The organism is Halorubrum sp. Hd13, assembly GCF_002252755.1.
GTDB lineage: Archaea > Halobacteriota > Halobacteria > Halobacteriales > Haloferacaceae > Halorubrum.
In genome coordinates, this window is sequence record NZ_NHOY01000027.1 from 1 (window position 1) to 21640 (window position 21640).

General features: G+C 69.0%; 23 protein-coding genes. 10 read left to right on the forward strand and 13 right to left on the reverse strand.

The genetic code is table 11. The features are described 5' to 3' along the window. Nucleotides 1–522 (reverse strand): TmcA N-terminal domain-containing protein (locus tag DJ81_RS03775; RefSeq protein WP_141212526.1); only part of this gene is annotated, 522 nt, incomplete at its 3' end. 131 nt (nucleotides 523–653) lie between these two features. On the opposite strand from DJ81_RS03775, the gene DJ81_RS03780 reads away from it, so the two are divergent. Next, the gene (locus DJ81_RS03780) at nucleotides 654–1103 is read left to right on the forward strand and encodes a UPF0179 family protein (protein WP_094525099.1); all 450 of its coding nucleotides are present in this window, start codon (nucleotides 654–656) and stop codon (nucleotides 1101–1103) included. A gap of 34 nt (nucleotides 1104–1137) precedes the next feature. Here DJ81_RS03780 and DJ81_RS03785 read toward each other — a convergent pair whose 3' ends face one another. Continuing rightward, a complete protein-coding gene (locus tag DJ81_RS03785) occupies nucleotides 1138–1863 on the reverse strand; it encodes a nucleoside phosphorylase (protein WP_094525098.1) in 726 nt (241 codons plus the stop codon). A 187-nt stretch (nucleotides 1864–2050) separates the two neighbouring features. Between DJ81_RS03785 and DJ81_RS03790 the strand changes: the two genes are divergently transcribed. From DJ81_RS03790 to DJ81_RS03805, 4 genes are all read left to right on the forward strand, one after another. Next, on the forward strand, nucleotides 2051–2245 hold the full coding sequence (locus tag DJ81_RS03790) for a hypothetical protein (protein ID WP_094588552.1): 195 nt from the start codon (nucleotides 2051–2053) through the stop codon (nucleotides 2243–2245). Between the two features lie 82 nt (nucleotides 2246–2327). Continuing rightward, complete coding sequence (locus DJ81_RS03795) at nucleotides 2328–3527, forward strand: hypothetical protein (protein WP_094525096.1); 1200 nt, start codon at nucleotides 2328–2330, stop codon at nucleotides 3525–3527. Between the two features lie 124 nt (nucleotides 3528–3651). Further along, nucleotides 3652–4995: a hydroxymethylglutaryl-CoA synthase gene (gene hmgB / locus DJ81_RS03800; protein WP_094588554.1), complete on the forward strand. Its 1344-nt coding sequence runs from the start codon at nucleotides 3652–3654 to the stop codon at nucleotides 4993–4995. A gap of 135 nt (nucleotides 4996–5130) precedes the next feature. Next, on the forward strand, nucleotides 5131–5586 hold the full coding sequence (locus tag DJ81_RS03805) for a 30S ribosomal protein S19e (protein ID WP_094525094.1): 456 nt from the start codon (nucleotides 5131–5133) through the stop codon (nucleotides 5584–5586). Nucleotides 5587–5883: 297 nt separating this feature from the next. Here DJ81_RS03805 and ppc read toward each other — a convergent pair whose 3' ends face one another. Further along, complete coding sequence (gene ppc / locus DJ81_RS03810; protein WP_094528071.1) at nucleotides 5884–8586, reverse strand: phosphoenolpyruvate carboxylase; 2703 nt, start codon at nucleotides 8584–8586, stop codon at nucleotides 5884–5886. Between the two features lie 254 nt (nucleotides 8587–8840). Here ppc and DJ81_RS03815 point away from each other — a divergent pair, with 254 nt between their 5' ends. Both DJ81_RS03815 and DJ81_RS03820 read left to right on the forward strand, forming a co-directional pair. After that, the gene (locus DJ81_RS03815; RefSeq protein ID WP_094588556.1) at nucleotides 8841–9683 is read left to right on the forward strand and encodes a cytochrome B; all 843 of its coding nucleotides are present in this window, start codon (nucleotides 8841–8843) and stop codon (nucleotides 9681–9683) included. A gap of 108 nt (nucleotides 9684–9791) precedes the next feature. Then, on the forward strand, nucleotides 9792–10163 hold the full coding sequence (locus tag DJ81_RS03820; RefSeq protein WP_094525064.1) for a hypothetical protein: 372 nt from the start codon (nucleotides 9792–9794) through the stop codon (nucleotides 10161–10163). Nucleotides 10164–10212: 49 nt separating this feature from the next. On the opposite strand, the gene DJ81_RS03825 is transcribed toward DJ81_RS03820, so the two are convergent. The 4 genes from DJ81_RS03825 to DJ81_RS03840 all read right to left on the reverse strand — a co-directional run bounded on the left by DJ81_RS03825 (nucleotide 10213) and on the right by DJ81_RS03840 (nucleotide 13396). Next, a complete protein-coding gene (locus DJ81_RS03825; RefSeq protein WP_094525063.1) occupies nucleotides 10213–10632 on the reverse strand; it encodes a hypothetical protein in 420 nt (139 codons plus the stop codon). Continuing rightward, on the reverse strand, nucleotides 10629–11642 hold the full coding sequence (locus DJ81_RS03830) for a PGF-CTERM sorting domain-containing protein (RefSeq protein ID WP_094588558.1): 1014 nt from the start codon (nucleotides 11640–11642) through the stop codon (nucleotides 10629–10631). Before DJ81_RS03830 ends, DJ81_RS03825 begins: the two co-directional genes overlap by 4 nt. 83 nt (nucleotides 11643–11725) lie before the next feature. Further along, a complete protein-coding gene (locus DJ81_RS03835; RefSeq protein WP_094588560.1) occupies nucleotides 11726–12256 on the reverse strand; it encodes a DUF5817 domain-containing protein in 531 nt (176 codons plus the stop codon). A 342-nt stretch (nucleotides 12257–12598) separates the two neighbouring features. Continuing rightward, the gene (locus tag DJ81_RS03840; protein WP_094588562.1) at nucleotides 12599–13396 is read right to left on the reverse strand and encodes an inositol monophosphatase; all 798 of its coding nucleotides are present in this window, start codon (nucleotides 13394–13396) and stop codon (nucleotides 12599–12601) included. Nucleotides 13397–13546: 150 nt separating this feature from the next. Here DJ81_RS03840 and DJ81_RS03845 point away from each other — a divergent pair, with 150 nt between their 5' ends. Continuing rightward, nucleotides 13547–13804: a hypothetical protein gene (locus DJ81_RS03845; RefSeq protein WP_094558632.1), complete on the forward strand. Its 258-nt coding sequence runs from the start codon at nucleotides 13547–13549 to the stop codon at nucleotides 13802–13804. Nucleotides 13805–13936: 132 nt separating this feature from the next. Here the strand turns inward: DJ81_RS03845 and DJ81_RS03850 are convergent, their stop codons facing one another. Both DJ81_RS03850 and DJ81_RS19575 read right to left on the reverse strand, forming a co-directional pair. Then, nucleotides 13937–14587, reverse strand: a complete 651-nt coding sequence (locus tag DJ81_RS03850; protein WP_094588564.1) for a hypothetical protein — start codon at nucleotides 14585–14587, stop codon at nucleotides 13937–13939. 27 nt (nucleotides 14588–14614) lie between these two features. Continuing rightward, nucleotides 14615–15361, reverse strand: a complete 747-nt coding sequence (locus DJ81_RS19575; RefSeq protein WP_249269066.1) for a hypothetical protein — start codon at nucleotides 15359–15361, stop codon at nucleotides 14615–14617. Nucleotides 15362–15810: 449 nt separating this feature from the next. Between DJ81_RS19575 and DJ81_RS03860 the strand changes: the two genes are divergently transcribed. Together DJ81_RS03860 and DJ81_RS03865 are read left to right on the forward strand one after the other, a co-directional pair. Next, complete coding sequence (locus DJ81_RS03860) at nucleotides 15811–16398, forward strand: transcriptional regulator (protein WP_094588566.1); 588 nt, start codon at nucleotides 15811–15813, stop codon at nucleotides 16396–16398. Then, a complete protein-coding gene (locus DJ81_RS03865; RefSeq protein ID WP_094588568.1) occupies nucleotides 16395–17258 on the forward strand; it encodes a hypothetical protein in 864 nt (287 codons plus the stop codon). The genes DJ81_RS03860 and DJ81_RS03865 overlap by 4 nt, the downstream gene beginning before the upstream one ends. A 6-nt stretch (nucleotides 17259–17264) precedes the next feature. On the opposite strand, the gene DJ81_RS03870 is transcribed toward DJ81_RS03865, so the two are convergent. Genes DJ81_RS03870 through priS form a run of 4 tightly spaced genes read right to left on the reverse strand, consistent with a single transcriptional unit; the run spans nucleotide 17265 to nucleotide 21436 of the window. After that, nucleotides 17265–18509, reverse strand: a complete 1245-nt coding sequence (locus DJ81_RS03870; RefSeq protein WP_094588570.1) for an MBL fold metallo-hydrolase — start codon at nucleotides 18507–18509, stop codon at nucleotides 17265–17267. A gap of 25 nt (nucleotides 18510–18534) precedes the next feature. Then, entirely contained in the window at nucleotides 18535–19197 is a 663-nt protein-coding gene (locus DJ81_RS03875; RefSeq protein WP_094527807.1) for a DUF998 domain-containing protein, read from the reverse strand. An 8-nt stretch (nucleotides 19198–19205) separates the two neighbouring features. Next, nucleotides 19206–20276 (reverse strand): hypothetical protein, encoded by a 1071-nt coding sequence (locus DJ81_RS03880; RefSeq protein WP_094588572.1) that lies wholly within the window; start codon nucleotides 20274–20276, stop codon nucleotides 19206–19208. Then, nucleotides 20273–21436 (reverse strand): DNA primase small subunit PriS, encoded by a 1164-nt coding sequence (priS, locus tag DJ81_RS03885; RefSeq protein WP_094588574.1) that lies wholly within the window; start codon nucleotides 21434–21436, stop codon nucleotides 20273–20275. Before priS ends, DJ81_RS03880 begins: the two co-directional genes overlap by 4 nt. Between the last annotated feature and the right edge of the window lie 204 nt (nucleotides 21437–21640).

The following is a 21640-nucleotide window of genomic DNA, read 5'->3' on the forward strand; positions in this document are numbered from 1 at the left end:
GTCGCGATCGAGGACGTCCCCCTCGGGCCCGTCGGCGCCGAGCGAGACGACGGCGATCCCCGGATGCGCGCGCAAGGTCCCGACGAACCGCTCGCGGAACCGCCCCGTCACGTCGTCGACGCCGTACGGCGGGACCGCCAGCGACTCGTCGAAGCGGTCGCGGATCCCGGGCCAGTCGTCGAGCGTCGGCGTCAGGAGGATCAGGAGTCCGCCGCCGTCGACCGCGCCGACGCACCGGCCGAGCGCGTTCGGGACGAACCGCTCGTGGCAGTCGAGGACGACGACCTCGCGGGTGCCTCCGAGCAGTTCGTCAGCGTTCCGCGGGCGGTGCTCCTCGAACCGGAACCCCTCGCGGGTCGAGACGACGGCGGTCGACGCGCCGTCGCGCTCGCCGCCGACCGCCTCGATCGCGGTGTAGGCCGCGTCGATCCCGCGGTCGCGGTCGCCGGCGAGCGCGAGGACCCGCCGCTCGTTCGCCGCCTCGGCCTCCCGTTTCGCGTCCCGCGCGAGCCCCGCGATCATTCGTTCGGTCGTCGTTGCCGGGGGCCGGGGATGTGTCTTGCCCTCCGGTCCGTCCGGACGCGGTGGCCCGGAACCACCGACGTCCCCGGCGAGGCGGGAGGCTTACGGCGTCGCGGGGCCTCGTGTCGACCATGACCACGGTCACGCTCATCGGAACGCGACTCGCGGACACGGGTCGCGAGTTCGTCTACGAGGGGGAGTCGCCCGCCTGCGAGGGCTGCCCGTACCGGAGCCAGTGTCTCAACCTCTCCGAGGGCACCCGGTACCGCGTGACGGGGATCCGCGAGAACGCGCAGACGCTCGACTGCGCCGTCCACGACACCGGCGTCCGGGCGGTCGAGGTCGAGCCCGCCCCGGTCCCCGCGAACGTCCCGTCGAAACAGGCGTACGCCGGCAGTCGCGTCTCGCTCGCCGGGCCGTGCCCCCACACCGAGTGCCCGAGCCACGGGTACTGCGTCCCCGACGGCGCGGACTTCGACGACGAGCGCGTGATCGATCAGGTGCTCGGCGAGCCGCCGCACGACACCTGCGCGCTCGACCGGGACCTGACGCTGGTGGAGTTCCGGGCGGAAGACGAGTAATCGCGGCGTCCGCGGCCCCAGATGCGCGGCCCTCTTACAGCGCTGTGACCGCGTTCAGGGTGATCAGGATCGCGCGTTCGACGTTGTCCTTGGCCTTCTCCGGTAGCTCGTCGTCCGAGTCCGCGCCCTTCTGGCTGCCGGCGACGAGGTTGCCGTCGACGGTGCAGATCGCGCCGGCCCGCAGCCCCTTGCGGCGCGCCAGCGAGAAGACGGTCGCGGCCTCCATCTCGATCGCGAGCAGGTTCGCGTCGTTCCAGTCGTCGACGTACTCGTCGCTCTCGTTGTAGAAGGCGTCGTCGGAGACGATCGGGCCGACGTGGACGTCCTCGCCGTTGTCCTCGGCGGCGTCGACGAGTTCGCGTAACGCGTCGTAGTCCGGGACGGCGGGGTAGTTCGCCGACTCGTAGCGCTTGCTCGTCCCCTCCTCTTTGGCCGCTCCGGTCGCGACCACCATGTCGCCGACCTCCATGTCGGCCTGCAGGGCGCCGCAGGTGCCACAGCGGAGGAACGTCTCGACACCGACGCGCGAGAGCTCCTCGACGGCGATCGCGGCCGACGGACAGCCGATCCCGGTCGAGCAGATCGTGAGGTCGGTCCCCTCGTAGCTCGCGTTGACGATCTTGTACTCGCGGTTCTGCGCGACGAGCTCGCTGTCGTCGCACAGGTCGGCGATCCGGTCGACGCGGCCCGGGTCGCCCGGGATGATCGCGATCTCGTGGACGTCGCCCTCCTCGACCAGCAGGTGCGGCTGTTTCGCCATGCGAGCGGGTCCACGCGCCGCGCGCAAAAACGGACCGGTCGGGCGGCGGGGTTCGCGCCGCGAAGCCGATTTGATATCGCGACATGATATTTATCACGCACCCGAAGCCCTCGTTCTACGCGTCTCGACCGACCCGCCACGCTCGGGCGATCGGCCGGTTTATCGCTCGGCCGCGGCAGATCCGGGTATGACCGATTCGGCCACCGACGCCACCGGTTCGACGATCGTCGCCGTCGTGATCGCCTTCGCGCTCGTCACGCTGGTCACGGGGTTCCTCCTCGGGGCCAACTGGACGCAGGCCGTGCTGGTCGGCGGCTTCGCGAGCGTCGTGGCCGCCGCCTCGGCGTGGTTCACCGAGCGGCGCGGAGCGGGCGACGACTGAGTCACGCACGTCGCGGCGGCGGTTATCGCAACTGAGACGCCGGGCGGAGGCTTTTATACGCGTCCGGGTTCGATATCTCGTAATGCGATTCAGTCGCGACCGTCGGGGCCAGTCGGTCGTGATCGGGACCGTGATCCTGTTCGGGTTCCTGATCTTAGCGCTCTCGCTGTATCAGGTGCAGGTGGTCCCGCAGCAGAACGGACAGGTGGAGTTCCAGCACTTCGAGGAGGTTCGGAACGACCTCGTCGAGCTGAGGGCGGGGATCGTTCGGGCCGGGAGCACTGACCGGGCGCAATATGAGACTATCCGGCTAGGAACACAGTACCCCACCCGGATATTCGCGATCAACCCACCCGATCCGAGCGGAACTATCCGAACCAGTGATAGCTATAATATCTCCGTCACCAACGGAACAGAATCGGTGAATGTCACGACTCGATTTATAAAATATCAGCCAGGCTACAACCGAATACAGCCCTCGCCGACTTGGTACGATGCTTCCGTGCTTTATATTGATGAGCGCGGAAACGGTGGCGGATTCGCGGTGATAGAAGACCAGAGCCTCGTGGGAACGGACGGAACGGTGCGAATAACCGCCCTGCAAAATGAATTTCAACAGTCCGGTCTCGGGCGGGTGACAATTGAGCTGTACCCGACGGAGAACGACACGAAATCGCTTCCTACGGGTGATCTGACAATCGGCGTCCCCACTCGCCTGACTGGAGAGGAATACTGGGATGATACGGAGATCCCAGCGGCCTCGTACGGTGGGGTCGTTAACGACAGCTACGACGATGGAGTTCACAAACTGACAATCGAGACGAAGAGGAAGGATCTCGAACTGAACACCGTTGGGATCCAAAAGGCACCAGAAGGCACTAATCCCGTTTCGACTGTATCGGCTACGGCACCAAGTGAACCTGAAGGGCCACCAACATCGGATGAGCCGTCCTTAGGCGAATTTACCGTATCCGTTAGCAAATCGACCGGTAATGATAAAATCCAAGAGGCCACTGCCGACGGAACGACGGTGAACCCTGATCCAAACTATGAGATACGTCTTGAACTGAGACAGGGCGGAGATAGCAAACAAAACGAGATTCAAATGACGGATCCGTTCTCCGTCAGTACCGACAGCCCTTCAGGGAACCCAAAACAGCTAGACGTCACAGTCGATCTGTTAGATGGCAACGGGAACGTGGTGCAGAGTTGTGAAAGCAACGAGCAGCTCTCCACGTCAAACTCGCTAAACACCGAGCAGGGTGACTTTACTTGCTCGTAAGCGGCTACACTCTAAGCCTCACTTCGCAGATAGCAACTCATATTTTCACTCACACTGTTAAGTTCCACAATCGACGTAAACACCCATCGACAAAGCCAAATGCCGGCCCAATGAACGACCGTGTATGACCGAAGTCGGCATCGACGCCGTCGAGATCTGGACCGGAAAGCTCAAGCTCGACTTGCCGGGCACGTTCGCGCCGCAGAAGGGCGACGACCCGGAGAAGTACACGAAGGGGCTCGGGCTCAACAACTCCTCGTTCCCGGACGTCTACGAGGACATCGTCACGATGGGCGCGAACGCGGCGAAGGGGCTGATGGACCGCAAGGGGTTGGAGCCCGAGGACATCGGCCGGATCGACGTCGCCACGGAGTCGGCGTTCGACCACTCGAAGCCGGTGTCGACGTACATCGCGGGCTGTCTGGAGCAGGTGTACGACGGCGACTTCACCCACGCCAACAAGGGCGAGCGTAAGTTCGCCTGTCTGGCGGGGACGCAGGCGATAGACGACGCGTACAACTGGATCCGCGCCGGGCGGAACCGCAATCGGCCCGCGCTCGTCATCACGACGGACACCGCGCTGTACGCCCGGGGCGACCCCGGCGAGGCGACGCAGGGGGCCGGCGCCGTCGCGATGCTGATCGACGAGGACCCCTCCATCGTCGCGCTCTCGACCGACCAGGGGTACGGCTCGAAAGACGAGACGGACTTCCTGAAGCCGAACCAGCAGTTCCCCAGCGTCGACGGGAAACGCTCCGTGCAGGTGTATCTCGCCCGGATGCGGGAGGCGCTCGAAGACTACGAGTCCGTCACCGACGACATCGAGCTCGACGACTTCGCGTACGCCCCGTTCCACACGCCGTTCCCGGGCATGGTCCGGAAGGCGGCCCTGCTCGCGTACCGGCACGTCATCCGCGACACCGAGTACGAGGACGAGCTCGCCGCGGAGATCGGCCGCCAACCCCGCGAGGACGACTTCGCGGACCGCGAGGCGTACGAGGGGGCCATCAGGGACTACATGGACGACCTGAAGACGACGGAGCAGTACCAGACGTGGTACGACACCGTCGTGGAGCCCACGCTGGGCCTCTCTCGGGAGGTCGGGAACTGGTACACGAGCTCGGTCCACATCGCCCGCGTCAGCGCGCTGCGCGACGCCCTGGCGCTCGACCGCTCGTTCGTGGACGAGACGCTGCTCGTCGCCTCATACGGCTCCGGCGCGCAGGCGGAGATCCACGCGGAGACGGTCCGAGAGGGGTGGCGCGCGGAGATCGAGGGCCTCGACATCGACGATCAGCTCGCGGCCCGCTACGACCTCACGTGGGACGAGTACGAGGACGTCCACGACGTCCACGAGTACGACATGGACGTGGAACGCGAGATCGAGGAGTTCACCCAGCCGGACGGGGAGTTCGTCTTCACCGGTTGGGGTCGGATGAACGAGCGCAAGTACGAGTACGTCGAGTAGCGCGTCCCGGCCGCGGCCCGCCTTCGGTCCCGTCGGCCGAGGACCCGGTAGAGGGCCGCAACCCCGTGAAAACGGCTACCACGGGGCTCTCCCGATACGATGGTTTTAAACGACGCTAGGGTGAATCGGTACTCAATGGTAACCATCTACGACGTGCCGGCCGACGCCCTCATCGAGGAGGTCGCCGCGCGACTCGAGGACCGGATCGACGAGCCCGAGTGGGTCGAGTTCGCCAAGAGCGGTTCGGGCAAGGAGCTCCCGCCGGAGCAGGAGGACTTCTGGTACGTGCGCTCCGCGAGCCTCCTCCGGAAGGTCGCCCAGAACGAGCCGATCGGCATCGAGCGGCTCGCCACCGAGTACGGCTCGAAGAAACGCGGTTCGAACCGGTACATCGTTCGACCGGGCCGCCACTCCGCCGGCTCCCGCAAGCTGATCCGCGCGTCGCTGCAGGCCCTCGAAGAGGAGGGGCTCGTCACGACCGCCGCCGGCGAGGGCCGCCGCGTCTCCGACGAGGGCGAAGCGTTCCTCTCCGAAGTCGCCGCAGAGGTCTTCGAGGACCTCGACCGCCCGGAACTCGAGCGCTACGCGTAGATAGCGATTCGCCTTTTCGCTCCGTTCGCCCCGCCGAGCGACGGCTCGCGATACTCGTTCAGCTCCTCGTTCTGGTTCAGATCCCGATATCAGGCCGGAGAGCGCCGCCTACCGCGTGTTGATGCTCGATGCGGTTTGCCCCGTATCCGAAGCAATATATTGAATAACGCTATACGAAATCTCTAATCGTCATTGGAGCTACCCCCTCGATGTCATCGCGACCGGTTCATCGAAGCGGCGGCTATCGGTCTGAACGGCGGAAAAGAGTAGACGGCCCGCCGGCGAGTCGACGACGCGCTATCCCGTGTTCTTCATCCCGGCGGCGATACCGTTGACGGTGAGCCGGAGGGTGCGCTCCTCTTCCTCCGTCCGGTGGGTCCGTCCGAGCAGGTTCGCCTGCAGCAGGTTCAGCGGGTCGACGTAGGGGTTCCGGCGGTCGAGGCTCTCCTCGAGCCACTCGCGGCGGAGGAGCTGGTCGCGACCGCTGATCGCCAAGACGAGGTCGCGCCCGCGCTCGTACTCGCCGATGAGCTCGGGGAAGAAGCGCTCGCGGAGCTCGTCGTCGGCGAGGTCGGCGTACTCGGCGGCGATCTCCGGCTCCGTGCGGGCGAGCGCGAGGCCGGCGTTGTCGAGGGTGGTGCGGAAGAACGGCCACTCGTCGTACATCTCGCGCAGCGTTTCGAGCCCCGCCTCCTCGCCGACCTCGTCGAGGTAAGCGTCGATGCCGGAGGCGAGCGAGTACCAGCCGGGGAGGATGAGCCGCGTCTGCGTCCACGAGAACACCCACGGAATGGCGCGCAAGTCCTCGACGGTGCGTTCGCCGGAGCGAGAGGCGGGCCGCGAGCCGAGGTTGAGGTCCTCGACGACGGAGATGGGGGTCGCCTGTCCGAAGTAGGAGACGAACCCGTCGGTGTTCAGCAGGTCGCGGTACGTCTCGCGGGCCGCGGGCGCCATCGTCTCCATCGCGTCGACCCACGCCTCGGGGACGTCCTCCGTGGGCTCCTCGTTGGCCTCGTGGCGGGCGCGGATCTGCGCGTCGAGCATCTGCTCGAGCTCGCGCTCGGCGATCCGCGGGTTGGCGTACTTCTCGGCGATCGCCTCGCCCTGCTCGGTGAACTTCACCTGTCCGGTGACGGTCTCGTTCGGCAGCGCGAGTAGCGCCTCGTTCATCGGGCCGCCGCCGCGGGAGATGGAGCCGCCCCGCCCGTGGAACAGCCGGAGCGTGACGTCCTCCTCGCGGCAGAACCGCGCGATCCGGCGCTGGTTCTCGTAGAGGTCCCAGTTCGCCGCGAGGAACCCGTTCTCCTTGTTGGAGTCGGAGTAACCGAGCATCACCTCCTGCAGGTCCCCGCGAACCTCCAGCGCGGTCGCGTACGCCTCGTTGTCGAACAGCGCCCCGAGGATGCGCTCGGCGCCGTTGAGCGCGGACTCGGTCTCCAACAGTGGGACGACGTCGAGCCCGCAGTGGTCCGGCAGCGAGACGGCGCCGACCTGGTCGGCCAAGAACAGGACCTCCAGCACGTGGCTCGGCTCCTCCGTCATCGAGATGCAGTAGGTGTCGATCGCCTGCTGGCCGTACTCGTCTTGCCACTCGGCGAGCTCGCTGAACCGCTCCAGCACGCGCTCCGTCGTGTCGGAGATGTCGCCCGGTTCGTCGGTGTCGACGACGGGGTCGTCCTGGAGGATCGCTTCGGTGAGGAACTCCTCTCGCGCGTCCTCGTCCATCCCGCGGTAGTCGACGCCCTCGCTGGCGACCGCCTCGGCGACGGCCTCGGTGTGGTTCTCGCGGTGGTCGCGGAGGTCGAGCGAGGCGAGCGTGAAGCCGAACGTGTCCACCTGTCGGCGGAGCGGCTCGACGAACGACTCGCGGACCGCGTCCTGCCCGTCGGCCCGGAGCGACTCGGCGATGACGTCGAGGTCGGCGAGGAACGCGTCGCCGTCGGGGTACTCACCGGGGCGCACGTCGTCGACGCGGTCGAGTCGCTCGCGCATCAGGCGGAGCTTCTGGCGGTACGGCTCGTCGGGGTAGCGCTCGCGGGCCTCCTCGACGACGGTCGGGAAGCGCTCGGCGTCGGCCGCGAGCGACTCCGTGAGCCGGTCGTCGATCGCGTACCGTTCGCCGTCTTGGCTCAACACGGCGGAGAGCCGCTTACACCGGTCACGGTACTTTTCGATGGCGACCGACCGCTGCCGTTCGAGCGTCTCGTCGGTGACCTCGGGCGTCACGAAGGGGTTGCCGTCGCGGTCCGACCCCGCCCACGAGCGGAACTCGAAGAGCTTCGGACAGTCGATGTCGTCGTACTCGCTCGAAATGGTTTCCTCGAACTCCTCGTAGGCGTCGCCGACGACATCGAAGAGGGTGTTCTCCAGGTACCAGCCGACGTTTCGGGCCTCGTCTTCGGGCTCCGGGCGGCGCTGGCGAACCTGTCGGGTGCCCCAGAGGCTCGTCACCTCGGCGGTGACGTCGCGCCAGATCGCGTTTCGCTCACGCTCGGTGAGGTTGCGCTCGTCGAGCTCCTCAAGGTGGTTAGCGATCGACCGGAGCTTCGCCTTCACCGTCGCCCGGCGGGCCTCGGTCGGGTGGGCGGTGAAGGTGGGCTCGATGAGCACGTCCTCCAGCAGCTCGCGTAGCTCCTCGGGTCCGACTCCCTGCTCCGCGAACTCCTCGACGGTGGCCTCGAAGGAGTCGTGGAGGGCGCCCTCGTCGTCGGCGTTCCGAATGGCGCGGACGCGCTCGCGCTCCTCGGCGAGGTTGATCAGTTCGAAGTAGGTGGTGAACGCGCGGGCGACGATCTCCTCGCGGTTCGACGAGAGCCCGTCGACTGACTCGTGGAGCCCGGCCCGGCTCTCCGCGTCGCCGCGGCGGTATCGGATCGACGCGTTCCGGAGGTCTTCCACCGTCTCGTACGCTTCCGTGGAGGCCTGTGCGGAGAGGACGTCCCCCACGAGCGCGCCGAGCTCCCGGACGTCCGTCCGTACGTCTCGATTGTGCAACTCCATACCACAGTTACACCCGTCGCCGCGGGTTAAAGGCGATGTCTGAACGAATGTTTGCCTCGGCTCCGAGTGAATATCCCGATCGATCGTGCGCCGATCGGGCGAGCGGTCGTCCGTCGCGACACTCGGGGGAGCGGATCGGTTCGGATCGGTCGATTCCGCTCGGCCGGACGAGCCGCTTCGGGTCGGGCCGACCGATCCGCCGCTTCGGTGGCCGGTTCGTCACCCTTTTTACCGATCCATCCCGAACCTCGCGTATGAGTAAGTCCGACAAGTATCCGGCCGAGTCCGGCCGGCGGCGCTTCGTCAAGGGCGTCGTCGGGGGCGCGGCCCTCGCGGGCGTCGGGGCGATGGGGTCGGCGACCGTGAACACGCTGACCACCGCCGGTGGGGTCGGCGGCGGTGCGACGGTCGCGACGACGATCGCGAAGACCGGCGGTCCGGCGCCGCGCGGGCTCCCGCAGATTCCCCTGCAGGTGACCGACGACGGATACATCGAGGGCATCTGGCCCGAGACGACGACGGTCACGCAGGAGGGACAGGAGATCCAGGTCGCACAGCAGGACCTCGGCGGGAAGACGTACTCCGGCGAGTGGTTCCAGTACTGCGGCGTCGAGTCCCAAGAGAACATCGCGCCCGACTTCGAGTCGGACAACCTGTTCCGCGCCGCCCCCGGGAAGTACGACTGGCAGGACGATACGTACGAGGCCGGCGATAAGATCCACGTCGACGACTTCGGAAACTACGACACGTGGGGCAACGGGATCGGCGACGACGGCGTCGGGAAGCCGGCCTCGGTCACGTGGCGGTCCGAGGACGCCGAGACGAACCTGAACGCGATCGTCATCCGCTCGCCGCGGATCGAGGAGGCCGTCGCGAACTCCGACGACGAGTGGCTCGAAGCCTCCACCGACCAGGGGTTCATCGCGTACCTCAACGTCTGCACGCACTTCTGCTGTATTCCCGACTACAAGGTGTTAGAGGAGTCCGCCCGGTACGACGCCGAGAACGGGACCTACTGCGTCTGTCACCAGTCGGTGTACGACCCGTTCACGCTCGAGGAGGCGCTGTTCATCGCCCGTCCGCGCCCCGACGAGTAACGCCTCACCCCGCGCGCCGCCGCTTTTCGCGCTTCGACGCTCCCGTTCAGCAGCGCTCACGGGTGCGCGAACGCCGCGCTTTTGCCTCGGCTCCGCGTACGTCCCTCCATGAGCGACGACACGACGCCCGCTGACGGGACCCCGTCCGGCGACGGCGCGTCCGCCGGCGACGAGACCGCCGGCGGCGACGCGTTCGCCGCCGAACTCGACCGCGCCCGCGCGCTCCTCGACGGCGACGACGTCGAGGCGGTTCACGTCGGCGTCGTCCGCGACGGCGAGGTCGACACGACGTTCGCGCAGCGGGCCGACGACGGCCCCGAGGGCGAGGGGCTCCGCGCGCTCGCGCTGCTCGCGGCGCACGTGCGACTGGTCGCGAACGAGGCCGGCGTCGAGGCCTCCACTGTCGCCGGCGACGCGGCGACGCTCGCGGGGCAGGTGGAGCGGATCCCCGCCAGCACGGACGACCTTCCGGAGGAGTAGGGCGCGACGGGCCCGTGACCCGTCGAGCCGGGACCGCCCGACGTCTCGACTACTCGTTCGCCCGGATGCGCGAGAGCTGGTGGGCCACGCCGGCGAGCGCGATCAGGAGTATCGCGAGGTTGAACGCCGCCAGCGCGATCGGCTGGTAGGCCGAATCGAGCCACGTCCGGATCGCGACGCCCGTCTGGCTGTAGAAGCCCCACCCGGCGATCAGCGCCAGGAGCACGAGCGCCGCGAGGCCGACGCGGTCGAGGATCCCGCGGAGGCGCTCGGTCGGAAGCCGCCCGATCCCCTCGTCGCTCGATCCGGCTGCCGCGATCGGTTCGCCCGGTTCGGTCGTGTCGTCGTCGGTGTCGGTCATGGGTTGAGTCGCGGGTCGGTCGTCGTCGCGGTCGGTCGCGGGTCGGTCGTCGTCGAATTCGGTCGTCCGTTCGCCCTCCGCCGGGCCGGGGCGCTCGTCGTCGGTCATGGCCGCCTCCGGGCGTACAGCGCCGCCGCGAGGAGCGCGGCGAGCGCGGCGACCGGGCCGAAGCCCGGCGTGCCGTCGTCGGTGCCCCCGTCGTCGCGGGGCCGCTCACCGTCGGCGCCGTCGTCGCCGCCCGCACCGCCGTCCGCGAAGTCCTCCACCGAGAACTCCACCTCCTCGACGCTCTCGTCGGCGTCGATCGTCTCTCGCGGGTTCAGGTTGGCGACGCCCTGCGTCTCGTCGATGAGGACGTCGTCGCTCCACAGCGCGGCGTCGACGTAGTAGTTGTAGTTCGCGGGCACCTCGACGGTGGTCGTCACCGTTTCGGTCCTGCCGGGCCGGACCGACCCGACGGTCTCCCGGGCCTCGTCGGCGATCACGTTCGACTCGGCCTGCCGCATCAACAGCCGGAGATCGAGGGGGTCGGAGGCCGCGTCGCCGCGGTTGGTCACCGAGACCGAGACCGACAGCGTCGCGGTGGCGTTGTCCGCCTCGCGCACGCTCACCGCGACCGTCGGCCAGACGTTCCCGTCGGTGAATCCGACCCGCGTGTCGGCGTAGTCGGGCGTGAGCGCGGCCACGCCGCCGACGCGGGTCGTCCGCGTCTCGACGCGCTCGCCGTCGGCGAACACGGCGGTTTCGATCCGGTAGCCGCCCGCGCGCTCCACGTCGACGGAGCCGTTGATCGTCCGCTCGCCGCCGCCGTCGACCTCGCCGACGTCGACCGTCGTCTCGTCGACGAGCAGTCCCGAGTCGGCGCCGATCGCGCGGTGGCGCACGGTGACGTTCTCGACGGCCGGCCCCCGGTGTCGGAGGTCGACGCCGAGCCGGAGTTCGGCCGTCTCGCCGCGCACCTCGCCCGGCGACACGACGATGCCGGCGATACGGACGTCGCCGGGGCGCTCGTTCTCCTCGCGGGGATCGTCGAGGGCGTCCGGCGCGGCGACGACCCCGACCGCGCTCACGACGAGCACCGCGGCCGCGGCCGCCAGGAGGGCAGTTCGCGTGTCCATACGCCGAACGTCAAACCGGCGATATAAGTGCTTTGTCGAGTTCGGACCGCTCGACCGCGTCGCCGACCGCCGCCGCGGCCGGTTCACACCACCCTGTACCGGCCCCGCGACTCGGAGAGCTCTCCCCGTCGGGTCAGCCTCGTCAGGATCTCGCGGGCCGTCTCGGCGGGGACGCCGCGCTCGCTCGCGTGCGCGACGACGTTCTCCTCGGTCGGCTCCGCGGCGGCCTCGACCGCGTCGCGGACGAGTTCGGTCCGCGTCCGCGAACTTGACCCGCCGCCCTCGGCGCGGGCGCCGGCCTCGTCGACGGCGTCGGCGTCGATCCCGCTCGCCTCGAGGTACTCCCGCTCGTCGACCCCGGCGTCGTCGACGGCGCGTTCGAGCTCCGAGACGTGGTCGATCTCGGCGAACGCCGCGCTCTCGTCGCGCTTCTTCGCGAGCAGCGCGGCCCGGGCCTCGCGGGCCGCCGCCCGGTCCTCCGACTCGAAGAACCGCTTGAGCTTCGCCGTCCGGTGCGTCTTCCCGCAGCGCGGGCAGGTCGCGCTGTCGCTGGTCCGGGGGTCAGAGAGGAGCCACATGGCCGCGCACTCGTTGCAGCCGACGACCGCGTACATGTCGCGGCGTTCGGCGGCGTCGGATTTGAACCCTCGGCTGTACGTGATCGATACTGGATCACCGGTGAACGCCTCCAAAGCCCCAGCCGGGAGGGTTCGCGCGGCTCGGTGCGCTCCTCGTCACTCGCTGCGCTCGTTCCTGCGGTGCTTCCGTCGCCGTGCTTCGCCCTCCCGGCTGCCCCTTTGAGTCCCACCCCGCACCGCACCGCAGCCTCACGCCTCCCCAGCCTCGTCGGACCGGCGCGGTCGCGCCGGTCCGACTCCCTCGCACGCGCTCCTCGCGGGCCATCGGCCCGCTCGGAGGCGCGCGCCACCGCTTCGATTATTTATAAGCAACCGGCCTCAGTCCAAATCCTCGATCTCGCGCGCGGCGGCGAGCACCTCGTCGTGGAGGCTCCCGTTCGAGGCGACGAGCCCCGTCGAGTCGTGTCGCCAGCGGTTCCCCTCCAGGTCGGTGACGCGCCCGCCGGCCTGTCGGATCATGAAGACCCCGCCGACCGAGTCCCAGGGGTTCGCCCGCAGGTTCGAGACGACGCCTTCCAGCCCGCCCGCGGCGACGGTGGGGAGGACGACCTGCGCGGCGCCGAACCGGCGCATGTCGGCGAACCGCCGGACGATCGCCTCGCAGGCGGCGGCGTACTCGTCGCGCGCGTCGTGGTCCCACCACAGCGTCGGGCTGACGGCGGCCCGGTGCGGGTCGGCGACGTCGTTGACCGCGATCGGGTCGCCGTTGCGGTACGCCCCGTCGCCGTCGGCGGTGTACACGTCGCCGAGCGCGGGGCAGACCGTCGCGGCCGCGACCGGTTCGCCGTCGACGACGGCCGCGACCGCGGTGCCCCACACGCGGATGTCGCGGACGTAGTTGTGCGTGCCGTCGATGGGGTCGATCACCCACGACGCGCCCTCGTCGGGGACGGTCTTGCGCTCGTCCTCCTCTTCGCCGACGAACGCGTCGTCCGGGAACGACTCGCGGATCGACTCGATCACCGTGCGCTGGGCGGCCCGGTCGGCCTCCGTCACCACGTCGTCCTCGCCCTTGCTCTCGACGGCGATGTCGCTCCGGAAGTGGTCGTGCGCCACGCGGCCGCCCGCCCGTGCCGCGCGCTCGGCGACGGCCGCGCGCTCGTCTGCGTCGGTCATGAACGTTCTGGGGCGCCACGACGCCTATAAACGTCGATCGACGACCCCGGTCCCGCGGCTCCGCCGCCGCGACAGCGCGGTCGCCGCGAGAGTATTAACTCAATTCTGAATCCGAGTACACTTAAGTGCGAAGCACGCGATGACGTGTGTATGGAACCAGCAGAAGCGGTCCGTCAGCTCGAGTACGCGATCGACGCCTCCCTCGACGAGACCGGACAGCGGACGGCCGCCGGCTACCGGCCGACGTTCGAGCGCGTCGCCGAGCGCGCCGACGGCGCGGCCGTGTACGACCTCGCCTGCGACCTCGCCGACGAGGTCGTCGCCGGCAATCGAGTCACGCCGGCCGAGGCGGACGCGACCGCCGAGCGCGTGCTTGACGACTGGGCGTACACCGACGGCGGGAAGTAAGCGACACCTCGATTTCGGTCGATCTCGCACTTGTTCCCTCGGTCGCGCTCTCCGAGAGTCGTTACTCGACGCTTTTCCGTACCCGCGAACCAGTCGGACGGTTCTCTCGATCGTCGATAAATAGGACGGCCGCTATACGGCCGTCGCCGAGACGCTCAGGCTCCCGGAAATCTCGTCCGCCGTCGTTCCGTCCAGCGCATTGATGATGAACGAGACGCCGATCGACTCGCCGGTGGCCAGCTGGGCGGTGAGCCGGCCGGTGATCGGACTCGTCGCGAGACCCTCCCGTGCGCCGGCGCCGCCTTGCGAGGACTGTAGCTCGAAGGCGTATTCGGTGTTCCCGTCGATGTCGTCTCTCAGCTCGAAGTCGATCGCGACGGAGAGGTCCTCCGCGGACTGATTCACGACGGCGAACGCGGATTCGAGCGAGTCCTGGCCGTCGCTCATATCTGCGGGGTCGTCGTCCGTGACCGCGGAGAACGTGTCCCCCGTGACGCCGTTGACTTCGTCGTCGGAAACGAACGCTCCGAACTGGTACACCGAACTGACGTTCACTCCGGGATCGCCGTCACCAATCGAGACCGTCAGTTCGCCACCGGCGTCCATTCGGACGCCTCCGACCGCTTCGTTCGCGACCAGTCCGACCAACCCGTCGCTGTCGTCGACGACGTCGATCTCCGCCCGCCGGGAGACCTCTGCGGCACCGAACGCACCGGTGCCGGAAGCCGTGGCTCCCGTACCGACAAGCGCTCCCAGTCCGACCACGACGTCGCGTCGGTTCATAATAAAGTACCTGTGTCGGAGTCCGGTTTATGAGTCGGCGTTGGTGAAGTCGTCGTGGCTCCCTGCGCGGACGGTGAGAGAACCACCGAGATCAGTGCTGGAACTGACCTCATCCACGTCAACAATAATTGTGACGTAGAATTCGTCTCCTGCTCCGACGGGGTCAGAGTATTGCTGGTCAGCGAATATGATACTAGATGCTTTTGGGTTGTCACCGTTCGTTACGTCTCCGACCACGAGTCCTTCTTCCTGCGAGGAATTACCGTCATCGTCTCCTTCCTCGTAGTACGCAACCAAGTAGAGTCGAGCACCGGACGGGAATGATGAATTCGGGTCATAGGTGACTTCGATCTGTTTCGTACTGTTCGTCTGATTCATCACCTTGAACGCGTGCTCAGTTTCGATGCTGGTGTCCGTATCGATGGCGACGTCGCCGACAGACGGGCTCGCGGTCGGGTCACCGGGAACGTAGTCAACGTTGCCGGAATCGAACTCACCGAGCCCACCGACCTGATACGTAGAGTCAGGGTTGATACCGGTTCCGTCGTCATCCGGATCGAAGTCGATCATCAGCTCGTTACCGCTTCCACCGCTGTTGGTGACGTATTCGCTGGTCCCAGACTGGAGTCCGATGAGGCCGTTGCTGTCGTTGACGACACCGATGTTTGCTTCTCGACCGTCGAGTTCCGCGGCGGTAAACGCCCCAGTACCCGTCGCGGCCGCTGCTCCCGAAGCCAATGCACCCAGACCGATCACGAATTTGCGTCGTTCCATGTCGTATCTCACCTGTGTTGGCGCACCCCCGCAGCCCGGGCGTCCGGACCGAGAGTGCTTGGATAACACATACGGGTGGTGGTACTTCGTTATGATATTCTCGACATGTTCGCGTGCACTCCTCGTTGCGTGACTCGCGCGGCTCGATGCGCTTCGGGCGCTCCTCGTCGCCCGTCGCGCGTCGCCCCGAAACGGCGATAAAGAGCCCCTAATTCGCTTCAGGGAGTGGTTTAGACGTTCAACGACTTCCTGAAGATCCGGTCGGACGTTCGTACCGGATTCAGGTGTCGCCCGTCTGACCGCCGATCATCGCCTGTTCCTAACAGAAAACAGACATTGACAGGTTAACTATCCTACTCATTTATGGTAGTATCTCGCACACGTTACAAGCGAAAATCGCCGGTTCGAGGAGGGAGATCCGCCGGCGGGGAACCAGGGTGCTCACATCCATGACATCGACCGCTGCCACGACGAACGAATCGAGCCGAAACGGAGGTGAACTGTCCGAGGACGAGGTCTTCGAGGTGCTGTCGAACAGGCGGCGCCGCTTCGTCATCCACGCGCTCAAGCGCGCGGAGGAGCCGATCGACGTCGCCGAGCTCTCCGTGCACGTCACCGGGTGGGAGCGCGACGTCGACCCGGAGGCGGTCCGGTACGAGGACCGCCGGAACGTGTACAGCACGCTCCGCCGCACGCACCTCCCGAAGCTAGAGGAGAAGAACGTGGTGACGGTCGACGAGGAGGCGAACCTCGTCGAGCCGACGCCCGAGCTGGAGGAGCTCGACATCTACGTCGAAGTCCTCCGCAGCCGGGAGATCCCGTGGAGCCTCTACTACGTCGGGCTCGCGGGCGTCGCCGTCTCGCTCATGGTCGCCGTCGCGACCGGAACGCCGGGGTTCGCGGGGCTCGACGCGATCGACGTGGGGGCGTTCACCGCCACCGCCTTCGGGATCTCCGCCGCCGCCCACCGCGTCGTCGGCCGCCGAGCGCGCCTCGGGAACTCCGAGAAACCGCCCGAGCTCTCCGAGGGCACATGAGCGCGACCGCCCGGACGCCGACGGCCGACGCGAGCGCCCTCCGGACGCTGAGCCTCGTGCTCGTACTCGCGGCGGCCGTCGGGCTGGTGTTCGGTACCGTGGGGTTCTCTGCGATGGAGGCCGACCGCGGGCTCGCGGTCAACGTGACGGACGACGCGAGCGCGTACCTCGGCTACGAGCCGCTCGCCGACGAGGTCCGCGACGGCGAGTCCGCGGCCGTCGTCGAGTACCGGAACCGGTTCGGCGGCGACCTCGGCGAGTTCGACGTCGACGTCTCGATCGCGGACCCCGGAGCGACGGACGCGACGATCGAGTCGATCGAGCCGCCCTCGTCGCTGGAGAGGGGGAGCGCCGCCGCGGTCGACGTCACGCTGCGCTGTCCGGAGCGAGAGGCGGTCCCGCTCGCCTTCGAGGTCGACGCGAACGGCGGCGGGGTCAGCGTCTCGCTGGACCGCACCCACACCGTGACCTGCGTGCCGACGGGACCGACGGTGACGGGAGTCCGGTACACGGGCGTCGGAAACGCGTTCGTCGACGTGGAAGGGCGGAACGCGACCGTCGAGGCGACCGTCTGGCTCACGGCGGCGAATCCGGGCGAGGGCGGCCCCGAGGGACCGATACGGTCCGTGACGGTCGACCGCCTGAACACCTCGAACCCCGTTCGGCCGCAGCTCCCCGACGCGTCGAACGAGCGCGTGGTGGCCGTCGAGTTCCCGGACCGGGGCGTCGCCTACTTCCATCCCGGATGGGACGGGGAGAAACACGCCGGTCCGAGCGCGGGAGACGGGGTCGAACGCGCGGGCCCGCTGAACGCCGCGACCGTGTCGAACACGTCCGTCGTCGACGAAAACGACGACTGACCGCTTCTACAGCTCCACCCGCTCCCCGATCTCGGGCGCGCTCGCGTCGACCCCGTCCGCGCGGAGGTCCTCGGCGAACGCCTCGCAGCGGTCGCCGTGGTTCACGAGCACCCGCGCGCCGCGGTACGCGTCGAGGAACGACTCCAGTCCCTCGCGATCGGCGTGCGCGGAGAAGTCGTACGACTCCACCCGGGCGCTGACCGGGCGCACCTGACCGTTTATCTCGAGCCGCCCGTGTTCCTGGAGCTCGCGGCCCGGCGTCCCCTCGACCTGATACCCCGTCAGCGTCACGAGGTTCGCCGGGCTGCCCCGGATCTTCGGGAGGTACGAGTGGACCGGACCGCCCGCGAGCATCCCCGACGTGGTGATTATCAGCTCGTTGTCGGCGGCGATCCGCTCGCGCTGGCCGTCGCGGCCGGTGACGAAGCGCGCGGCGCCCTTGGCGCGGCGGAGCGCCTCGGGGTCGCGCAGGAACTCGGGATACCGCCGGACGAGCCGCGTCACCTCGACCCCCATCCCGTCGACGTAGGGGGTGAGGCCGTTCGCCTCGGCGACGAGCATGATCTCCTGCGTCCGCCCGATCGCGAACGCCGGCGCGACGACGGTCCCGCCCTCCCAGATCGTCGTCTCCGTGCTCTCGGCCCAGCGGTCCTCCACCGCGCGGCGGTCCTCGTGGGTCACGTCCGCGTACGTCGACTCGCAGATCACGGCGTCGGCGTCGGGCCGCGCCGTCGTCCCCGACACGAGCCGCTGGTCGTCGGTGTGGAAGTCGCCGGTGTACAGCAGTCGGTCGTCGCCGTCGTCGACGACCACGTGCGCGGACCCCGGGATGTGTCCCGCGTCGAACAGCGTCACCTCGTACTCCGTCCCCCCCGCCTCGACGGGGAACGGCTCTCGGTAGGCGTGTCGCTCCTCGACCTCGCCGACCCGCGCGACGTGCTCCTCGGAGAAGGGACACAGCGGGCTGTTGCCGTGGAGTTTGAGCGTGTCGCGCGCGAGCGTTCGCGTCAGGTCCGCGGTCGGCGGCGTCCAGTGGACCGCCGGCCGCCGGTCGCCCTTCAGCAGGGCCGGCACCGCGCCGGCGTGGTCGAGGTGCCCGTGCGAGACGACGACCGCGTCGGGCTCGGGGTCGCGGACCGGGTACTGCGGGGGGTCCGCGGTCAACAGGCCGTAGTCGAGGAGCAGCGCGTCGTCGACGAGGACCGCGCTCCGACCGACCTCGCGGGCGCCGCCGAGGAACTCGACCTCCATCGCCGATAGATAGCCGCCCGCGGCGTTAGTGCTCGTCGGTCTCGCTGCCTCCGGTGCTACCGTCGCCCCCGACGCCGTCGAACCGTGCCGCGACCGCTCCGACGACCGGCGCCGGCCCGAGGATCCACACCCACGCCGCGAGCACGAGCGCGCCCGGGAGCTCCGGCAGCGCGAGCCCCGTCACCGGCCACCACCCCGCGAGGAACGTCGCCCAGACCGCGACGTGGACCGGGACGAACGCGAGGGTCGCCCGCCCAGTCGCGGTCGCCCTCCGAACGACCCCGTCGACGGCGAAGGCGACGGTGACGAGGCCGTAGAAGCCGATCGCCGACGGGCCGTGGAGCGGCTCCGTGAGGTCGAAGGCGCCGACGCCGGCCATCGCGACCATCGCGATCGCGAGGACGGCCGCGCGGAGCGCGCCGGTCCGACCGCCGAGCGCCCGCCCGAGTTCGACCGCGTACCCGACGCCGACGGCGCCGCCGAAGATCAGCCCCCAATTGAAGACGGGCGCGCTCGGATCGCGGACCCCCAGGTCGGAGAGCGCGTCGCTCGTCCACGAGAACGTCGGGTCGAGGAGGACCGCGGCCGCGATGCCGCCGAGCGCGAGGAGCGTCGCCGCCGCGCCGAGAGCCCGGACTCGGGCGGTCGTCTCGGCGTCCGAGACACCTGCCGCGGCGTCACCGCCCATCGACGGGGTCAGTCGAGCCGCTCCGCGGCGTCCCGCTCGACGAGGGGCGCCGCGTTCTCGACGGGGAGGCTCACGACGTCCTCGCTCGCGAGGTCGTACTCCCGCTCGTCGACGCCGAAGATGGCGCCGATGTCGCGGGTGATACGGACGGTCGCGCGGTCGTCGTCGACCGACTCGGCCGCGCGGGTCGACTCGGCTCCGGGAGACGCGCCCGTTTCGTCGGTCGAACCGACGTCGTCCGCGGCCGCGCGTCCGTCGCCGCCGGGCGCTCCGGGAGGCGCGGGCTCCGTCGGGACCGCGGTCGGGCCGCCGTCGGTGGTGGCGCCGTCGCCGGCGACGTCGTTCGCGTTGCGCTCCGGCGCGTCGGTCGGGGGCAGGTCGGACGACTCCGCCGTCTCGCCGGGCGTCGCGTCGAGCGCGTCGGCGACCTCGTCGTCCCCGCCGCCCATGGCGCCGGCGAGCGCGTCGGCGACCCCGCCAGACTCGTCTTCGGCCGCGTCCGTCTGTTCGATGGGGTTCGACCGATCGGCGGGCTCCGGGTCCGGCGCGGGCGGCGCCGGCTCCTCGGGAGCGTCGGGCGCGGCGCTCTCCGTCGGCCCCCGCTCCGCCCGGGCACCGTCGGGCGCGGACGCCGGTTCGAGCTCGGACCCCGTTCCGGACGCCGATCCGGACGCGGACTGGTCCACCGACACCTCGCCGGAGAGCACGTCGAGCACGCGCGATTTGTTCTCACCGATGCGGTCGACGAGGTCGTCGAACAGCTTCCGCTCCTCGGTCGTCATGCCGTCAGCGTCGACCGGCATGTCGGCCGCGGCGAACGACGCGAGCTTGACGACCTTGCCGACGCGGCGCTCGTACAGCGCCTCGGCGACCTCCTCGGCCGTCTCGACCTCGTCGGAGAGGCGGCGGACATCGTCGTCGGAGAACGGCTTGTCGACCTGTTCGGCGCGGCGGTCGCGGGCCGCGCGCAGGTCGGCGACGTAGGCGGCCACGTCGTCGTAGAAGGAGTCCCGCAGGTGCTGGAGGCTGTCCTTGCGGCGTTCCTTCGCTTGGGCCGATCTGAGCTCGTCGAGGTTCATTGTTCGGGTGCCTTCCGGGCTTCGCCGCGGGCCATGAGGAAGACCCCGGCGAACTCGGGAACGGTGTTTCTACCGGATTCAACTCTAACGCGCTCGCCGTTTAATTCTACCGTCCGATCGACGTCGCTCTCGATCCGGATCTCGCGGCCGACGAACCGGTCCGGCACCGCGTCCCGAAGCGGGTCGAAGTCGGCGAGGTCGTCGCGCTCGATCGGCGTGACGACGAGCCCGGAGCCGCCGTGGAGCGTCCCCGGAAGCCGGATGAGCCGCCGCGTGTCGGTGGTGACCGGCTCGTCGATCGGGGCGGTGTCGGTCGCGGCCGCGCGCGACGCCAGCGCGGAGACGAGCCGGCGCACGCCCGGGCCGCCGGCCTCGACGTTGCCCTCGCGGACGGCGGTCGGGTTGCGGTCGAACGCGCCGAGGATCGTCTCCGCGCGCCCTTCGCCGATCCCGTCCAGCTCCATGAGGCGCTCGCGGGCCGCGTCCTCGTCCATGTCGCGGAGGTCGTCGGCGTACTCCACGAGCGCCTCGTGGACGCGGGCGCCCCACCCGCCCTCGGTGCGGAGCACGCGCTTCGTCGTGCCGCGCTCGGAGACCGTCCGGATCAGGCCCTCCGTGTCGAGGTCGATCGCGCGCACGTAGTCGACGATCTCTCGGCGCGCCTCGCTGTCGAGCCCCCGCACGCTCTCGTCGCGGACGTGGACGTGGTAGCCGCGCCCGCCGGAGAAGACGACGGTGAGGTCGTCGAAGGCGAAGTCGTCGTCGAGGAAGTCGAGCAGCCGCAGGAGGGCCTCCTTGCACTCCGCGAGCATCTCCGGGTACGAGGTGGTCTCGGGGTCGACTCCCGGGAGGTGGTCGGCGTCGAGGTCGAAGATCAGGTCGGCGGAGCGCCACCTCTTCTTCGACATCGTCGAGGCGCCGGGGTCGTCGTAGCGCGCGGCCGAGAAGTAGGCGTGCCGGGGCGCGTTGTCCGCGAAGAACGTGTCGACGTCGCCGAGGTCGAACAGCGACTGGTGGCGGACCATCGTCGTCCCGGAGCCGGGCGTCCACGGGATGTGGCCCCACTCGCGCAGGTTCGCGTCCGGCGGGAGCGACGGCGAGGCGCGGCGGTAATAGTCGCCGAACCGCCCCTTCAGGTACTCGCGCGTCCGGTCGTCCATCGTCTCGTCTGCTACCGGCGGTCGACGTATCAACGTATCGTTCGCGGACCGGTTCCGCCGCGGCCGACGCCGACTATTTATAACTAGAGCCTCGGCAGTGCGGAAGGCGCGCGCCGCCGAGCGGCCGCCCTCGGCGGCCGCGAGGTGCGTGCGCGAGGGAGGCGGCGGGCCGGCGCGGCTCCGCCCGCGCCGGGCCGTCCGCCG

What these genes read in the sequence shown, in the direction of transcription:
- DJ81_RS03780 (WP_094525099.1), top strand. Translation starts at nt 654, where the DNA reads ATGACCACGGTCACGCTCATCGGAACGCGACTCGCGGACACGGGTCGC.
- DJ81_RS03785 (WP_094525098.1), bottom strand. Translation starts at nt 1,863, where the DNA reads ATGGCGAAACAGCCGCACCTGCTGGTCGAGGAGGGCGACGTCCACGAG.
- DJ81_RS03790 (WP_094588552.1), top strand. Translation starts at nt 2,051, where the DNA reads ATGACCGATTCGGCCACCGACGCCACCGGTTCGACGATCGTCGCCGTC.
- DJ81_RS03795 (WP_094525096.1), top strand. Translation starts at nt 2,328, where the DNA reads ATGCGATTCAGTCGCGACCGTCGGGGCCAGTCGGTCGTGATCGGGACC.
- hmgB (WP_094588554.1), top strand. Translation starts at nt 3,652, where the DNA reads ATGACCGAAGTCGGCATCGACGCCGTCGAGATCTGGACCGGAAAGCTC.
- DJ81_RS03805 (WP_094525094.1), top strand. Translation starts at nt 5,131, where the DNA reads ATGGTAACCATCTACGACGTGCCGGCCGACGCCCTCATCGAGGAGGTC.
- ppc (WP_094528071.1), bottom strand. Translation starts at nt 8,586, where the DNA reads ATGGAGTTGCACAATCGAGACGTACGGACGGACGTCCGGGAGCTCGGC.
- DJ81_RS03815 (WP_094588556.1), top strand. Translation starts at nt 8,841, where the DNA reads ATGAGTAAGTCCGACAAGTATCCGGCCGAGTCCGGCCGGCGGCGCTTC.
- DJ81_RS03820 (WP_094525064.1), top strand. Translation starts at nt 9,792, where the DNA reads ATGAGCGACGACACGACGCCCGCTGACGGGACCCCGTCCGGCGACGGC.
- DJ81_RS03825 (WP_094525063.1), bottom strand. Translation starts at nt 10,632, where the DNA reads ATGACCGACGACGAGCGCCCCGGCCCGGCGGAGGGCGAACGGACGACC.
- DJ81_RS03830 (WP_094588558.1), bottom strand. Translation starts at nt 11,642, where the DNA reads ATGGACACGCGAACTGCCCTCCTGGCGGCCGCGGCCGCGGTGCTCGTC.
- DJ81_RS03835 (WP_094588560.1), bottom strand. Translation starts at nt 12,256, where the DNA reads ATGTACGCGGTCGTCGGCTGCAACGAGTGCGCGGCCATGTGGCTCCTC.
- DJ81_RS03840 (WP_094588562.1), bottom strand. Translation starts at nt 13,396, where the DNA reads ATGACCGACGCAGACGAGCGCGCGGCCGTCGCCGAGCGCGCGGCACGG.
- DJ81_RS03845 (WP_094558632.1), top strand. Translation starts at nt 13,547, where the DNA reads ATGGAACCAGCAGAAGCGGTCCGTCAGCTCGAGTACGCGATCGACGCC.
- DJ81_RS03850 (WP_094588564.1), bottom strand. Translation starts at nt 14,587, where the DNA reads ATGAACCGACGCGACGTCGTGGTCGGACTGGGAGCGCTTGTCGGTACG.
- DJ81_RS19575 (WP_249269066.1), bottom strand. Translation starts at nt 15,361, where the DNA reads ATGGAACGACGCAAATTCGTGATCGGTCTGGGTGCATTGGCTTCGGGA.
- DJ81_RS03860 (WP_094588566.1), top strand. Translation starts at nt 15,811, where the DNA reads ATGACATCGACCGCTGCCACGACGAACGAATCGAGCCGAAACGGAGGT.
- DJ81_RS03865 (WP_094588568.1), top strand. Translation starts at nt 16,395, where the DNA reads ATGAGCGCGACCGCCCGGACGCCGACGGCCGACGCGAGCGCCCTCCGG.
- DJ81_RS03870 (WP_094588570.1), bottom strand. Translation starts at nt 18,509, where the DNA reads ATGGAGGTCGAGTTCCTCGGCGGCGCCCGCGAGGTCGGTCGGAGCGCG.
- DJ81_RS03875 (WP_094527807.1), bottom strand. Translation starts at nt 19,197, where the DNA reads ATGGGCGGTGACGCCGCGGCAGGTGTCTCGGACGCCGAGACGACCGCC.
- DJ81_RS03880 (WP_094588572.1), bottom strand. Translation starts at nt 20,276, where the DNA reads ATGAACCTCGACGAGCTCAGATCGGCCCAAGCGAAGGAACGCCGCAAG.
- priS (WP_094588574.1), bottom strand. Translation starts at nt 21,436, where the DNA reads ATGGACGACCGGACGCGCGAGTACCTGAAGGGGCGGTTCGGCGACTAT.